Annotated in this window: 12 protein-coding genes; 1 reads left to right on the top strand and 11 read right to left on the bottom strand. The window is 67.6% G+C overall.

Features of this window, described 5'->3' with window-relative positions; all coding sequences use genetic code 11:
- Nucleotides 1–8: 8 nt before the first annotated feature.
- Genes M3M54_RS08255 through M3M54_RS08230 form a run of 6 tightly spaced genes read right to left on the bottom strand, consistent with a single transcriptional unit; the run spans nucleotide 9 to nucleotide 6867 of the window.
- Entirely contained in the window at nucleotides 9–893 is an 885-nt protein-coding gene (locus M3M54_RS08255; protein WP_249021681.1) for a MoxR family ATPase, read from the bottom strand.
- 44 nt (nucleotides 894–937) lie between these two features.
- The gene (locus M3M54_RS08250) at nucleotides 938–3229 is read right to left on the bottom strand and encodes a bifunctional diguanylate cyclase/phosphodiesterase (protein WP_249021680.1); all 2292 of its coding nucleotides are present in this window, start codon (nucleotides 3227–3229) and stop codon (nucleotides 938–940) included.
- A 54-nt stretch (nucleotides 3230–3283) separates the two neighbouring features.
- Complete coding sequence (locus tag M3M54_RS08245; protein WP_249021679.1) at nucleotides 3284–3544, bottom strand: hypothetical protein; 261 nt, start codon at nucleotides 3542–3544, stop codon at nucleotides 3284–3286.
- Nucleotides 3534–4736 carry an ArsA family ATPase gene (locus tag M3M54_RS08240; protein ID WP_249021678.1) on the bottom strand — a complete coding sequence of 401 codons (1203 nt, stop codon included), beginning with the start codon at nucleotides 4734–4736 and terminating at the stop codon, nucleotides 3534–3536. Before M3M54_RS08240 ends, M3M54_RS08245 begins: the two co-directional genes overlap by 11 nt.
- Before the next feature lie 10 nt (nucleotides 4737–4746).
- On the bottom strand, nucleotides 4747–6525 hold the full coding sequence (locus M3M54_RS08235; RefSeq protein WP_249021677.1) for a D-glucuronyl C5-epimerase family protein: 1779 nt from the start codon (nucleotides 6523–6525) through the stop codon (nucleotides 4747–4749).
- Nucleotides 6526–6555: 30 nt separating this feature from the next.
- Nucleotides 6556–6867: a hypothetical protein gene (locus M3M54_RS08230; protein WP_249021676.1), complete on the bottom strand. Its 312-nt coding sequence runs from the start codon at nucleotides 6865–6867 to the stop codon at nucleotides 6556–6558.
- A 153-nt stretch (nucleotides 6868–7020) separates the two neighbouring features.
- On the opposite strand from M3M54_RS08230, the gene M3M54_RS08225 reads away from it, so the two are divergent.
- On the top strand, nucleotides 7021–8169 hold the full coding sequence (locus tag M3M54_RS08225) for an acyl-CoA dehydrogenase family protein (protein ID WP_371878655.1): 1149 nt from the start codon (nucleotides 7021–7023) through the stop codon (nucleotides 8167–8169).
- 39 nt (nucleotides 8170–8208) lie between these two features.
- Here M3M54_RS08225 and M3M54_RS08220 read toward each other — a convergent pair whose 3' ends face one another.
- The 5 genes from M3M54_RS08220 to M3M54_RS08200 all read right to left on the bottom strand — a co-directional run bounded on the left by M3M54_RS08220 (nucleotide 8209) and on the right by M3M54_RS08200 (nucleotide 13166).
- The gene (locus tag M3M54_RS08220) at nucleotides 8209–9432 is read right to left on the bottom strand and encodes an aminopeptidase (RefSeq protein ID WP_249021674.1); all 1224 of its coding nucleotides are present in this window, start codon (nucleotides 9430–9432) and stop codon (nucleotides 8209–8211) included.
- 42 nt (nucleotides 9433–9474) lie between these two features.
- On the bottom strand, nucleotides 9475–10707 hold the full coding sequence (locus M3M54_RS08215; RefSeq protein ID WP_249021673.1) for an aminopeptidase: 1233 nt from the start codon (nucleotides 10705–10707) through the stop codon (nucleotides 9475–9477).
- Nucleotides 10708–10809: 102 nt separating this feature from the next.
- Nucleotides 10810–11691 carry an ABC transporter permease gene (locus M3M54_RS08210; protein WP_249021672.1) on the bottom strand — a complete coding sequence of 294 codons (882 nt, stop codon included), beginning with the start codon at nucleotides 11689–11691 and terminating at the stop codon, nucleotides 10810–10812.
- Nucleotides 11688–12704 (bottom strand): ATP-binding cassette domain-containing protein, encoded by a 1017-nt coding sequence (locus tag M3M54_RS08205; protein WP_249021671.1) that lies wholly within the window; start codon nucleotides 12702–12704, stop codon nucleotides 11688–11690. The genes M3M54_RS08210 and M3M54_RS08205 overlap by 4 nt, the downstream gene beginning before the upstream one ends.
- Nucleotides 12705–12737: 33 nt before the next feature.
- Nucleotides 12738–13166 (bottom strand): PadR family transcriptional regulator, encoded by a 429-nt coding sequence (locus tag M3M54_RS08200; protein ID WP_249021670.1) that lies wholly within the window; start codon nucleotides 13164–13166, stop codon nucleotides 12738–12740.
- Nucleotides 13167–13337: the final 171 nt, after the last annotated feature.

The raw sequence follows: 13337 nt of genomic DNA, 5'->3' as shown, positions 1-13337 counted from the left end.
GCGAGCGCTTAGACGGCCTGGGCGGGCTCGAGTCGCACGCCGACACGCTCGGCCACCGTGTCCAGGTCGGTGCGATGCTTGACGATCACGCTCATCGTCTCGCGGAACACCGCCTGGTCGATGTCATCGGCGCCGAGCAGCAGCAGCGCCCTGGCCCAGTCGATCGATTCGGCGATGCTCGGAGGCTTCTTGAGGTCGAGTTCGCGCACCATCTGCACGACCTCGACGAGCTTGCGGGTGATGGTCTCGGGCAGCTCGGGGCAGTGGACCCTCACGATCTCGAGCTCGTGCTCGAAGTCCGGGTAGTCGAGCCACAGGTACAGGCAGCGGCGCTTGAGCGCCTCGGTCAGCTCGCGACTGTTGTTGGAGGTGAGCAGCACGACCGGATGGGTCCTCGCCTCGATGCGCCCGAGCTCCGGAATCGTGATCTGGAAGTCAGAGAGGAGCTCGAGCAGCATCGCCTCAAACTCCTGGTCGGTCTTGTCGATCTCATCGATCAGCAGCACGACCGGCTCGCTCGCGGCGATCGCGGTCAGCAGCGGTCGTTCGAGCAGGAACTGCTCGCCGAAGATATCGTCCTGCACCGAGTCCCAGCCGGCGCCGTCGGACTCTGCCTGGATCCGCAACAGCTGCTTGCGGTAGTTCCACTCGTACAGCGCCTTGGCCTCATCCAGGCCCTCATAACACTGCAGGCGCACCAGCTCGCGCCCGAGATACTTGGCCAGCGCCTTGGCGAGCTCGGTCTTGCCGACGCCGGCGGGGCCTTCGACGAGCACTGGCTTGCCAAGCTTTGTCGCCAGGAACGAGACGAGCGCCGTGGGGCCATCAGCCAGATAGCCGACCGCACGCAGCCCGTCGGCCATCTCCTGGGCGCTGGTCGGTTCGTTGGCCATCCCGCAAATATAGGCAGAAGCGCGCGTTGAGCCGCCGCTGCCGATCAACTCGCCGGGATGCTGTCCTCGCTCGGCTTCACCGGGTTACGGCGGGCGGCGGAGGCAACCAGCAGCGCCTCGATCTGCTTGGCCGGCTGCGGCCGTGCGAGCAGGAAGCCCTGGCCGAACTCGCAGTTGGCGTCGAGCAGTCGCCGCAGCTGGCTCGCGTCCTCGATGCCCTCGCCAAGTGTCTCGATCTGCAACGTCCGGCCGAGTGCGACCAGCGTGTTGACCAGCGCCGCGGACTCGTCCGAGCTGGCTGGGCCGCTGATGAACGAACGGTCGATCTTGAGCACGTCTACGGGAAGCTCGCGCAGGTAGGCCAGCGAGCTGTAACCGGTGCCGAAGTCATCGACTGCGATCCTGACACCGAGCTCTCTCAGCTCGTGCAGGCGGGCAGAAACTCGCTTGGGCTCACGCACCAGAGAGGTTTCGGTGATCTCCAGGGTGAGGGCCGCCGGCTCGAGTCCGGCCTCCTCGAGGATCTCCGCCACCTCCTGCACGAAGCCGGGCTCGGCGAGCTGGCGGCTCGATACGTTTATCGCGATTGCGACATCCAGCCCGCGCGCACGCCAGGCGGCGGCCTGGACACAGGCCTGCGCCGCCACCCAGTGACCGATCTCGAGGATCAGCCCGCTCTCCTCGGCGATCGGGATGAAGACGTCTGGAGCCACCAGTCCCCGGGTCGGATGCTGCCAGCGCAGCAGTGCTTCCACGGTGCTGACCCGCAGGTCGTCAAGCCGGAAGGTCGGCTGGTAGACGAGGTGGAACTCGTTGTGGTCGAGCGCGCGGCCGAGATCGAGCTCGAGCCCCAGACGGTCGGCGATCGCGGTCTGCATCGCAGCCTCAAACACCACATAGCGGCTTTTACCGGCACGCTTGGCCGCGTACAGCGCCAGGTCGGCATCGCGCAGCAGCTCCTCGGTATCGACCTGGCAGCCGCTCGCGATGCCGATGCTGGCGGTCAGCCGCACCTCAAACTCGCCAGGCAGCGTGATCGGCTGTGCCAGCGCCGTCAACACGCGTCTGGCCACCAGCTCGGGACTGGTGCCGTTGCCCTCTGGCTCGAGCACGATCACGAACTCGTCGCCGCCGATCCGCCCCACCGTATCGCTGGCACGGAGCAGTCCGCCGAGCCGCTCGCCAACGGTTCGCAGCAGTTCGTCTCCGGCGCTGTGACCGAAGGTGTCGTTGACGTTCTTGAAGCCGTCGAGGTCCACGAACAGCACGGCCACCGGTGGTCCGCCGCGGCCACAACGCGCCAGCGCGTGGCTGATGCGGTCCATCACCAGGGCTCTGTTAGCCAGGCCCGTGAGCGCGTCGTGCAGCGCTTGGAAGGCCAGCTCGTCGGTCTTGTCCGCCACGATCCGCATGGCGCGCGCGCGGCCCGTGCCAAGCAGGAACAGTGTCAGCGCCAACAGGACCGAGACGGCAATGCCACCGGCCAGTGAAGCCACCGCGCTGCTGTCGGCCAATATCGACTCACCCTGCACAGTCCCCGTGACCGTCTCGGTAACGCCGTTGGCGAGCCGTGTCGTCGAGACCGCGTTGTGCGCGCGGGGTCCTGCTGCAAATGTCAGCCGATCATCGATTCGGGTTGTGAGCGCCACGCCCACACCGGTGAGATGGCGGCGTGCCTCACGCAGCAACGTTGCCGGGTCGATGGCGATCGTGGCCCAGCCGATGAAGGCGCGACGCCGGCCTGCGGCCGTGCCAGGGGGTGTCGGGGTCCGGTAGACGGCGATCGACGCGCCCAGAAAGTGAACGCCGCCGAGGCTGAGTCCGAAATCGACGATCTTCGGGTCAAGTGGTGAGAGCGCAACGACTCCTTTGCCGTGACAGATGGCCTGCTGAGCCACGGCTTCGTAGCGCACGATCGCGGGTTTGCCGGCAAGCGTTGTGCGCGGGCAGGCGTTGGCGTGGGGCGTCGGCTCGGTCGTCGCCAGCGCGATCAGCTCCGGGTACCTGGCCACCGCGCGCGTGTCGGCCACCCAGCGCCGGAAGGCGGCTGGGTGGAAGCCAGGCGTCTCCTGCATGAAGGCAGCGGCTCCGCTCAGCAGGTCGGCGTCGCGCTGGACCTCGAGCCCAAGGCTCGCCTTTGCCTGCTCGGCGGTGAGCCGGAAGGCGCTGCGCGAGCGCTGGGCTGCGTTGTCGGCCGTGCGGGCAGCGGCCACCACTGAAATGCCGCTCCCCGCCAGCGCCAGCAGGATCGCCGCCAGGGCCCAGCCGCGCAGTCGACGCGGAGCCTTCTGGCCCGCGGGGTTGTGCATCCCGCCGACGCTCTCTGAATCCTTCATGCCTCTGTCATCGGCAGACTCCGGCGAATCTTGCGGTGGCAGCTGTAAATCTCGTCAGAGGATCGGGATGTCCCTGACCGCGGGGGCAGGCTCGGCACTGCGCTCGAGCTTCGCGAGTACCCAGTCGATCAGCGCGCGGAGCGCCTCGATCAGCGCGCTCAGTGCCTCGGTCAAGCGCACGCGGATCTCCTCCGGCATTACGCTGAGCAGCTCCTGGATCAGCTTCGCCAGCGGATCGGTGTCCGGCTGGCTCGCGTCAGTTTCCGGTGCCTCCCAGCCGGAGGCGGGTATCTCGTCGTCGGGCTCAGCGTTCACGCTTGAATGACACCTCCAGCGCCCCGTCCTCATAGGTCCCCGATACTGCCGTGTAGGCGGCAAGCGTCGGTGGCAGCATAACCGTGCGCCGCTGCTTGCCGGCCGTCACGATCAGCTCCAGTCCGACCTGCTTGAGACCGATGTCGGCCTTTTCGACGAAGGGGATCGTCAGTCTGAGCGTGGCTCCGTCGGCGGTGGTCGTCACCGTCTGGGTGATCTCGGCGTGGAGGATGGCGTCGGGCGAGGCGCCGGCCAGCGGGCCGGCGCCGAAGGGCTCGCCGTCAAAGAGCTCGCTGCCGAGGATGCCGAGCATCTCTCTGCCGACCACCTCGCGGTCCAGGTAGGGAACCTCGAGCACCGGTACGGGTGAGAACGCTGAGCGAACCAGCGCGAGCTGCTCCTGTTGATGCGCGCGCCAACCGGCGAAGTAGCCGCCCACGTCTGCGGGGAAGACCTTGTTGACCACCACGGCGTCGGTCAGGTAGCCGTAGAGGTTCAGGTACGTGAAGGTTCGCATCGCCTCGCCGATCACCATGCGGTCGGGCGCCATCACGAGACGGATCGTGGTGTGGTCGCTGTCGCGCAGGATCGCGTCCATCGCAATGAGGTTGGCCGACAGCCGCTGCAGATCGGCGAACACGGCATCGGTGGGCAACGGCAGGTCCAGGACAGTTCGCGCGAACGGGGCGGCTGTGGCGATGATCGCGCGCTGCAGCGGCACGATCTTCTCGAGCCACCAGCGCGCAGCTTCCGGGAAGGACAGCAGCCGCAGCGTCTCGCCGGTCGGGGCGCAGTCGATCACAATCACGTCCCACTCGCCCGAGTCGTGGTGTTCGCGCAGGCGCAGCAGCGCGAACAGCTCATCGAATCCCGGTGGCACCGTCAGCTCCTCCGCCGATATGCGGTCAAGGCCGCGCTGGGCGAACACACGGCCGAGCCAGGCTTGGACGCCGCCCCAGTGCCCGCTGAGCTCGTCCTGGGCATCGATCTCCGCGGCATGCAGGTTGGCCGCCACTCGGGTGGGCTGCGAGCCCAGAGTGGTCTGGAGCGAGTCAGAGAGGCTGTGGGCGGGGTCGGTTGAGAGGATCAGCGTGCGGCGGCCGCCGGCTGCGATGCGAACCGCGGTTGCGCCAGCCACCGAGGTTTTGCCGACGCCGCCCTTACCGGTGTAGAGGATCGTGCGGGCGCTCACTGTCTCAAAGCTACAGGGGGTTGCCGCCGGTGGGCTGCGTGGTTGTGGTGGTGGTCGTGGTTGGCGTGGTCGTTGTGGTGGTCGTCGGCGTGGTCGTTGTGGTGGTGGTGGTCGTCGTGGTGGTGGTGGTGGTCGTGACGACTGTGGGTGTTGTCGTCGGCGGTGGCACGGGGACGCTCACCGTCGGTACCGCGCCGGTGCTGGGCAACAGCGGCGCGGGCGTCTGCGGGCAGCCTCCGCGGCAGACGCTCAGAGTCGTCGCCAGCTGCGCGTAATGACCAACCGGGTCGGTCACCGACATCGCCAGCCTGTATTTACCAGGGCGCAGCTTCGGCGCCGGGAACGCGCGTGTCCCAGCCAGGAAGTAGCGCTTCGTGTAGATGTGATAGTGGCCGGGCGAGCCGAGGGCGACGCCCACCTCCGCGTACTTGTTCAGCGCAAAGCGCAGCGCGAAGCGCCGGCCTGCCGGTGCGGTGGTGGTCAGCAGCGTCAGTTGCGGGCGCAGCAGCAGGTCGCCTGCAAACAGCTGGTAAGTCGAGCAGTACACGGGGATCTGCGTTTTCTGGCAGAGCAGCTTCAGAAAGCCCGTGACCAGCACGTGGTAGTTGAGGGGATCGGGCTCGCCCGGCTGGTAGAGCGACCAGCCGCCCGTCACGAACCGTGGCAGCTCTGCCTCCGCCACCTGGTTGCCGTCCGCGTAGAGCGTGTTGGCCAGCGGGTCCTGCGAAACCTGGCCGTAGTCATAGAGCCCCAGGAGCGTTTGCAGGAAGGCGTTGATGATGTTGGTCTTGGGCGTAAAGGAGTACTGCAGGTAGCGCGTGCCGAGTTGCGTCTTGACGGCGACACCGACCGGCGGGGGTGTTTGGAACAGGCCAAGCGCGTTGTGGGCCACGGTCAGGTACTGCTCGTTGCCGGTTGCCAGGTAGGCGTTTGTCAGCGCTTCAAGTCCGGTTGCCTGGGCCATCGCACTGACCCATGGCGGGCGACCACCCTCCCAGTTGAAGTAGTACTCCCAGGCCAGCCCGCCGCCACGGCGGACGGCCAGCGGGATCATCTCGCTCATCAGTGTGACGAGCTTCGGGTAGTCGCTTGGTCCGGCTTCGTAGAAGCCGTCACCCTCTCCGAAGGTGTGCAGGACCTGCAGCTGTATGCCCGACCCGGCGTAATACTGCCAGACGAGCTCTGAGCCCTGAAACTGGACCGAGGTGCCGTTGGCGAGCCGCTGCCCTCGCCGCCAATAGGTCGCGTTGTTGGCGAGCGTGAGCATCAGCACCGGCAGGCGTGAGACCGTGACCTGCCGGTAGGTGGCCATCTCGTCCAGCGTCGCGGTGACGTCGGCGAGCTGCGCCGCTCGCCAGCTGGGAAGATGGCGCTCCTCCACAAGCGCGGCACGCCAGCTGCGCAGGTCTGCGCTGTAGAGCGCCGGCGCCAACGAGCCGCTGTTACGCAGTCGCAACAGCGCCTGCGCGAAGGTGACCGGCCGGGGGCCGTGACGGTGCTTGCGAACGGTTCTGCGCTCGCCCGCACGGGCCACGGTCGCGAGTGGCAAACGCGCTGCCGCCGAAAACGTCAGGCCTTCCGCGGGAGCGCTCAGCCAGGGTGGGGCTGGCGCTATAACGGGCAGGTTTGGGTCGGCGGCGATGCCGCTCAAGTAGGGGTTCTCAACGACCCGCGTGTGGCCATCGCGAGCCACCAGCACAACGGTCGCGGCTTGGGCGCTACCCGCCAGAGCAGCAAGCGTGGCCAACGCAGCGAGCGCGCCGGCCAGCCTGAATCTGAAGCGCGTCACTGGCGGTGCGATACCCCGCCACCGCCGGCGCTAATCGCGGCCTACCTCCTGGTCATCGGTCTCGAGCTCGTCGTCACTGTCGTCGGGCCCCAGCTCCGAGACGGCGCCTGGGTGGTAGTGCACCTGGAAGCGCTGCAGAAGCTCGTCGCGACGATCCTCGTCGACCGGCACGTCGTCGGAGATACGGACCCAATCGGCGCCCTCAAACTCCTCCATATTGAAGATCTCCTGGTCCAGCTCGGGAGAGTCGTCGACGATTATCAGCACCTCGGTCTGCGGGTTGAAGTAGGTTCCGGGACGGTTCACGAGCTCCTCGAGCTCGACGCGATCTGAATCAGCCATACGCGCAGCCTAGCCGTTCGGGCGGTCGCTCACAAACGTGCGCCGCGGGCGCGACGTGCGCTAAGCTGCCCTGGTGTTGACTGACTAGTCAATCAGCCGGCCGGTGTCCGGCCATGGCTGCTCGCAAAGCCATCCCAGGAGAAACCGCAAGTGATCGACTTCACGCTCACAGACGAGCAGCTCGCGATGCGCGAGATGGCACACGACTTTGCCGAGAAGGAGATTCGGCCGGTCGCGTGGGAATACGACCGCGATGGCACCTGGCCGCAGAAGGTCATCGACAAGGCCTGGGAGCTCGGTCTGATGAACGCCCACCTGCCGGTGGAGTACGGCGGATCGGGAATCGGCTATCTGGATGGCGCGATCGTTGAGGAGGAGCTCGGCTGGGGCTGCTCTGGCATCGCCACGAGCCTCACCTGCAATGGCCTGGCGATCGTGCCGGTCGCGCTTGCCGCTTCGGAAGCGCTGAAGAAGGAGTACCTGGGCAGGCTCTCCCAGGGGCCGCTGCTCGCCTCCTTCTGCCTGACCGAGCCGGACGCCGGCTCAGACGTCTCAGCGATGAAGACCACCGCAACGCGCAAGGGCGACCGCTGGGTGATCAACGGCTCCAAGTGCTTCATCACCAACGGTGAATACGCCGACTGGTACACGGTCTTTGCCAAGACCGACAAGGAGGCGGGTCACCGCGGCATCTCCTGCTTCGTCGTCCCGCGGGATGCCGGCGTGGTCGTCGACAAGCACGAGGACAAGATGGGCCAGCGCGCCTCGAACACCGCGACGATCACCTTCCCAGAGGTGGAGATCCCGCTGGATCACCTGATCGGTGAGGAGAACCAGGGTTTCAAGCTGTCGATGATGACGCTCGACCGCACGCGCCCTGGCGTGGCGGCGATGGCCACAGGGGTCGCCCGTGCCGCCATGGAGATGGCACAGGAGTACGCAAAGCAGCGCGTCCAGTTCGGTGTGCCGATCGCCATGCACCAGGCGATCCAGTTCATGCTCGCCGACATGGCAACCAAGGTCTACCTCAGCCGCCTGGCGGCCTACAACGCCGCGGTGCTGCTGGACCAGGGCAAGCGCAACACGCTCGAGTCCTCACACGCCAAGCGCTTTGCGGCAGACTCGGCGATGGAGGTCGCCACCGACGCTGTTCAGGTCTTTGGTGGCTACGGCTTCATCAAGGAGTACAAGGTCGAGAAGCTGATGCGCGACGCCAAGCTCCTGCAGCTCTACGAGGGCACGGCCCAGATTCAGCGGATGGTGATCGCTCGCGAGACGCTGCTGCCGCGGCAGGGGGGCTGAGTCCGGCCCCGCGGCCGCGGCGGCTCGCTACGGCGCGACCTACTCCAGCTGGAAGCGCCCGTCGGCGTAGATCACGCGCTGCGAGCCGTCGCGCATAACCGCGGTCACGGTGCGGTCAGTGGTGGAGACGATGTCGTTGTGGACAGCGGCCGCCAGGTTGAAGCCGAGGGCCTCCCACTCTTCCTGGCCAACCTCGCTGGCTTCACCGTCGTAGGCGATGTTGAACGACATTCCCACCGCCAGGTGCGTGTTCCCGTACGGGCCGCCCATGTTCTCGTCATAGAGCGTGTTCGCCATGAAGCGGTCGATGCGCGACAGCCGCGCGTCGGTCAGCGAGAACTCGCCCACCCGGTTGCCGCCCGGCGCGGCGACGATCTGCTCGATCAGCTCCGGGTTCTCCTCGGCCGTGGCTGAGGAGACAAGCCCGTCCTTGAACTCCAGCCGGATGCCGCGTGCGACCTTGCCGTGGCTGTAGAGCGGCTCGGAAAAGCTGATGTGGCCCTGCGTGCCGCGCCAGTCGGGGCAGGTGAAGATCTCAAAGCTCGGGATGTTGCGCCCGCCGCCGCCGAGCCAGCGGCGCTTTGACCCGATCGTCAGCCAGAGGTCGGTGCCTTCGGCCTCAACGTGCAGGCGCTCGATCGCAAGCGAGTTCAGCCACTCGCGGTAGCGGGTGATCTCGGCCTGGGTCTCGCGCCAGCGGACGATCGGGTCGCTGTCGTCGAGAAAACAGGCGCGGATGATCTGCTCCCAGTACTGCTCGAGCGACAGCTCCGCTTCGGCCGCCATCCCAGCTGTCCCCCAGAGTCCGATCGTCCAGTGCAGCAGGCCGGCCGCCTCCTTCTCCTGGCGCCAGCCCATCATCGGCATCTGCGCGGCCTGGTGGCGCATCATCTTCTGCGGGTCGACGTCGGCCATCGCTCGCGGATCCTGCTCGCCGGCGATGTAAAGCAGGTGGTCGCTCTGGTCAAGCATGCCTCGCATGAGCTTGGCCGCGAAGAAGTCGAGCTGCGCGTCTTCGGCCAGCTCGTAGAAGTCGCGCTCGAGGTTGATGCGCTCATCCTGGGTGAGCGTCAGGTGCTCGATCACGTTGCCACCGGAGCGCCAGACCGCGCGGCAGACTTCGGCAAACAGCGGCTTGGTCTCCTCGGCGCCCATGACGAGCACCGTGTCGCCGGGCTTGATGCCGGCGCCGTTGCCGAGCGCGAAGTCGACGAGGACACGGCCGTAGCGTTCAAGCACCTGTGGATCTGGTTCGTAGCTCATGGCGCGAGCCTACCGGCCAGCGGCGGCGAGCGCCGCGGTTGGCTACGGCGTCACGTCGTCGAGCTGGAACTGGCCCTCGGCGTAGATCACGCGCTGCGAGCCGTCGCTCAGCGTGGCGGTGACGGTGCGGTCGGTGGTGGAGACGATGTCGGTGTGGATCGCCGACTCGTTGAAGCCGAGCGCTCGCCACTCGCCCTGTGTGAGCGTGGCGGGGTCACCGTCGTAGGTGTCCTGGTAGGCGTTGCCCAGCGCCAGGTGTGTGTTGCCGTATGGCCCGCCCATGTTCTCGTCATACAGCGTGTCGGCCATGAAGCGGTCGATCGGCGAGAGGCGCGCGTCGGTCAGCGAGAACTCGCCGACCCGGTCGGCGTTCTCGGTCGCGAGCATCTCGTGCAGCAGGTGCTCGTTCTCTGACGCGATGGCGCGCGCCACACGCCCACCCTCGAACTCGAGCTCGATCCCGCGGATCAGTGACCCGAACGCATACAGCGGCTCGCTGAAGCGGATCCAGCCCTCCGTGCCGCGCCAGTCCGGTGAGGTGAAGACCTCGAAGCTCGGGACGTTGGCACCCACACCGTCGCGCCACAGGCGTCGCTCGCCGAGCGTCACCTGCAGGTCGGCGTCAGGGCCATCGATGTGCATGCGGCTGATCCCCAGGGCGTTCAGCCGGTCGCGCGTGACGCGGATCGCGTCGCGCACCTCGCGCCAGCGCACCACCGGATCCTCATGGTCCAGAAAGCAGGCGCGGATGATCTGCTGCCAGTACTCCTCGATTGTCATGTGAGCCTCCGCCGCCATGCCGGGCGTGCCGTAGGAGGCGATCGTCCAGCTGTAGGCGCCGCGGTTCTCCTTCTCCTGCTCCCACTGGCGCACGGGCAGCCACGCCTGTCCCCGGGCCATCTGCCTGGCCGGGTCGATCCCATCGAGCGACCGCGGCCGGGCCGGGGCGTAGAGCACGAGGTCGTGGTCGACCTGGTCCACGAGGCCCCGCGCGTAGACGTCGGGGACGAATGTGAGCTGTTCCTCCGAGGCGAGCTCGTAGAACGCCCGCCTGACGTCGTCCCGGTCGTCCTCGGAGGGCATGTAGGAGTGGATCACGTGCCCGCCCGCTCGCCACACGGCCCTGCAGGCCTCGACATACAGCGGCTTGCAGGCGTCCGAGCCATTGACCTGCACGACGTCGCCGGCCGCGATCCCCTCGCCCTGACCAAGGGCGAACTCGACCAGCAGACGCGCATAGCGCCCGATCACCTCCCGATCCGGGACGTACCCCATTGGCGCGAACAATACCCGCGGCGTAGGCGGCATCCCGTCCGTCGCCTGAGCTCGTGCCGCTGGCCCGCTGGCCAGCGGCACGGCAGCAGCGTGTCCGCTCGGCTACTCGGTCGCCGAGAACTCCCAGATCGCGACGGCCAGCAGGCCGAGGCCGAGCAGCAGCACCACGCAGATCTCGAGCACCGCCGGCATGCGCCAGCCCCACCAGTGGATGCCGGGGTCAAGTGCCCTGCGCGCCGCGGCCGAGATGTCGATGTGAGCGAACACCAGCCGGCGCATCGGATCGACCGCGTAGGCGAGCGGGTCCACGCGGTTGAGCACGGTCAGCCAGGTGGGCAGGCCGCTTGACGGGAACAGCGCGCCGGAGATGAAATACATCGGCATCACGATCATCTGCATGACACCCATGAACGACTGCATCTGCTTGATGCGGATCGCGACGCTGAGCCCGAATGCCGTGATCGCGAAGGCCAACAGCAGCAGCAGCCCGAGCGCGCCGAAGATCAGGCCGGGCGCGTAGGGGACGCCGACAAGCCCGGCGATGGCGAGCACGATGACCCCCTGGGCGCCCGCCACCGTGGCGCCGCCCAGGCATTTGCCGATCACGATCGAGCTGCGGCGCACGGGTGCGACCATCATCTCGCGCAGGAAGCCGAACTCACGGTCCCAGACGATCGACGCGGCGCTGAACATGGCCGTGAACATCACCGTCATGCAGAGGATCCCCGGGTAGATGAAGGTCTTCAGGTTGACACCGTGGGTGCCGGCGCTCGCGAGGCGCTGAAGGCCGCCGCCGAGCACGAACAGAAACAGGAACGGCTGCACCAGTGAGGTCACGATTCGCATGCGGTCGTTGACGAAGCGGATCAGCTCGCGGCGCCAGACGATCTTGATCGCGCGCAGCTCCGAACGAGCGCTGCGGTGCGGGACGTGCACGCGGACGACCTCAGTGGGGTCGAGCGGCGGGTCGGCGGTGGCGGTCATCGGCGGCCTCCCATCATCTGCATCATCACCCGGTTTCGGAGCTTGGAGGGATCCTCCTCGGCGTCGCGGATCGTCGAGCCGGTGAAGGACATGAAGACATCGTCGAGCGTGGGGCGGGAGACGCTGACGCTGCTGATCGCCGGCAGGTCCGGGTTGCGGGCCGGGTCAAACTCGGCAAACAGCCGCGGCACGAACTGCTCGCCCGCCTGGATCCTGAAGGTGACGGCCCCCTCCGCGATCTGCGCCTGCACGCCGAGGCGCTCGCGCAGCGCGGCGATCGCCGCGTCGTTGTCATCGGTCTGGAGCGTCACACGGTCGGCCCCGACGCCGGCCTTTAGGCGCTCGGGCGTGTCGAGCGCGACGATCTGGCCCTGGTCCATGATCGCGATCCGGTCGCACCACTCGGCCTCGTCCATGTAGTGGGTCGTCATGAAGATGGTGATCTCCTCACGCTCCTGGAGCTGGCGGATGTAGGTCCAGATCGAACGGCGGGTCTGCGGATCGAGCCCGATCGTCGGCTCGTCGAGGAACAGCACGCGCGGCGAGTGCATCAGCCCGCGCGCGATCTCCAGGCGCCGGCGCATGCCGCCGGAGAACGACATCACCTGCCCGTCCTTGCGCTCCCAGAGGCCCACCATCCTGAGCACCTGTTCCATGCGCGGCCCCACCAGCTTGGTGGGGACACCGTAGAGCTCGGCGTGCAGCTTCAGGTTCTGGGCGGCGGTCAGGTAGCCGTCGAGCGTCGGGTCCTGGAAGACCAGCCCGATGTTGCGCCGCACGTCGTCACGCTCTGCGACGACGTCGTGCCCGGCGACGCGAGCCCGGCCGGAGGTCGGCGTCAGCAGCGTGCAGAGCATGTTGATCGTGGTGCTCTTGCCGGCGCCGTTGGGGCCGAGGAAGCCGAAGACCTCCCCAGCCCCAACCTCGAAGCTGACTCCCTTGACGGCCTCGAACTCGCCGAACTGCTTGCGCAGGTTCGCGACGGTGATGGCCGCGGTGTCTGTCGTGCTCATGCAGAGAGCTTAGGACTCACCCTTCGCTGCGTCTCACTGGTCGCCGGCGAGGATGTGGTAAAGCCGTCGGCGCGCATCCTCGAGGATCTTCAGTGCCTCCTCGACCTGTTCGGGCGTGCCGTCCTGGCCCACGTGCATGACCGCGCGGATCAGGCCGCCGACCGCGTGGCGCAGCTGCCCCCGCGGGTGGCCCTCATCCTCTGCGCCCGCCTCCCAGGGGGCGCGGCGCCCTTCCTGCTCGGCCAGATGGGCCCGGCCTTCATCTGAGAGCTCGAAGGCGCGCCCCGCCTCACCCTCTCGGCTTGTGGCCCGGATCAGGCCCTCGTCCTCGAGTTGTGCCAGGGCCGGGTAGACCGAGCCTGGGCTTGGGCGCCAGCGCCCGTCGCTGCGCTGCTCGAGGCCCTGCATCAGCTGATAGCCGTTGAGCGGACTCTCCTGCGAGAGCAGCATCAAAAGCGCCAAGCGCACATCTCCTCGCCGACGCCGGCCATGGCCGCCGAACCCGCGTGGCCCAAAGCCGCCGGGTCCGCCGGGTCCGCCGAAACCGCCGGGTCCGCCGAAACCGCCGGGTCCGCCGGGTCCGCCGAAACCGCCGGGTCCGCCGAAACCTCGCGGCCCGAAACCACCGAAGCC

The sequence above is a fragment of the Conexibacter sp. S30A1 genome (genome assembly GCF_023330665.1).
Taxonomy (GTDB): Bacteria; Actinomycetota; Thermoleophilia; order Solirubrobacterales; family Solirubrobacteraceae; genus Palsa-465.
Note: the sequence above shows the minus strand (reverse complement) of the source record. Positions and strands in the feature narration are given on the sequence as shown.

What these genes read in the sequence shown, in the direction of transcription:
- M3M54_RS08215 (WP_249021673.1), bottom strand. Translation starts at nt 10,707, where the DNA reads ATGGGGTACGTCCCGGATCGGGAGGTGATCGGGCGCTATGCGCGTCTG.
- M3M54_RS08230 (WP_249021676.1), bottom strand. Translation starts at nt 6,867, where the DNA reads ATGGCTGATTCAGATCGCGTCGAGCTCGAGGAGCTCGTGAACCGTCCC.
- M3M54_RS08205 (WP_249021671.1), bottom strand. Translation starts at nt 12,704, where the DNA reads ATGAGCACGACAGACACCGCGGCCATCACCGTCGCGAACCTGCGCAAG.
- M3M54_RS08255 (WP_249021681.1), bottom strand. Translation starts at nt 893, where the DNA reads ATGGCCAACGAACCGACCAGCGCCCAGGAGATGGCCGACGGGCTGCGT.
- M3M54_RS08220 (WP_249021674.1), bottom strand. Translation starts at nt 9,432, where the DNA reads ATGAGCTACGAACCAGATCCACAGGTGCTTGAACGCTACGGCCGTGTC.
- M3M54_RS08210 (WP_249021672.1), bottom strand. Translation starts at nt 11,691, where the DNA reads ATGACCGCCACCGCCGACCCGCCGCTCGACCCCACTGAGGTCGTCCGC.
- M3M54_RS08250 (WP_249021680.1), bottom strand. Translation starts at nt 3,229, where the DNA reads ATGAAGGATTCAGAGAGCGTCGGCGGGATGCACAACCCCGCGGGCCAG.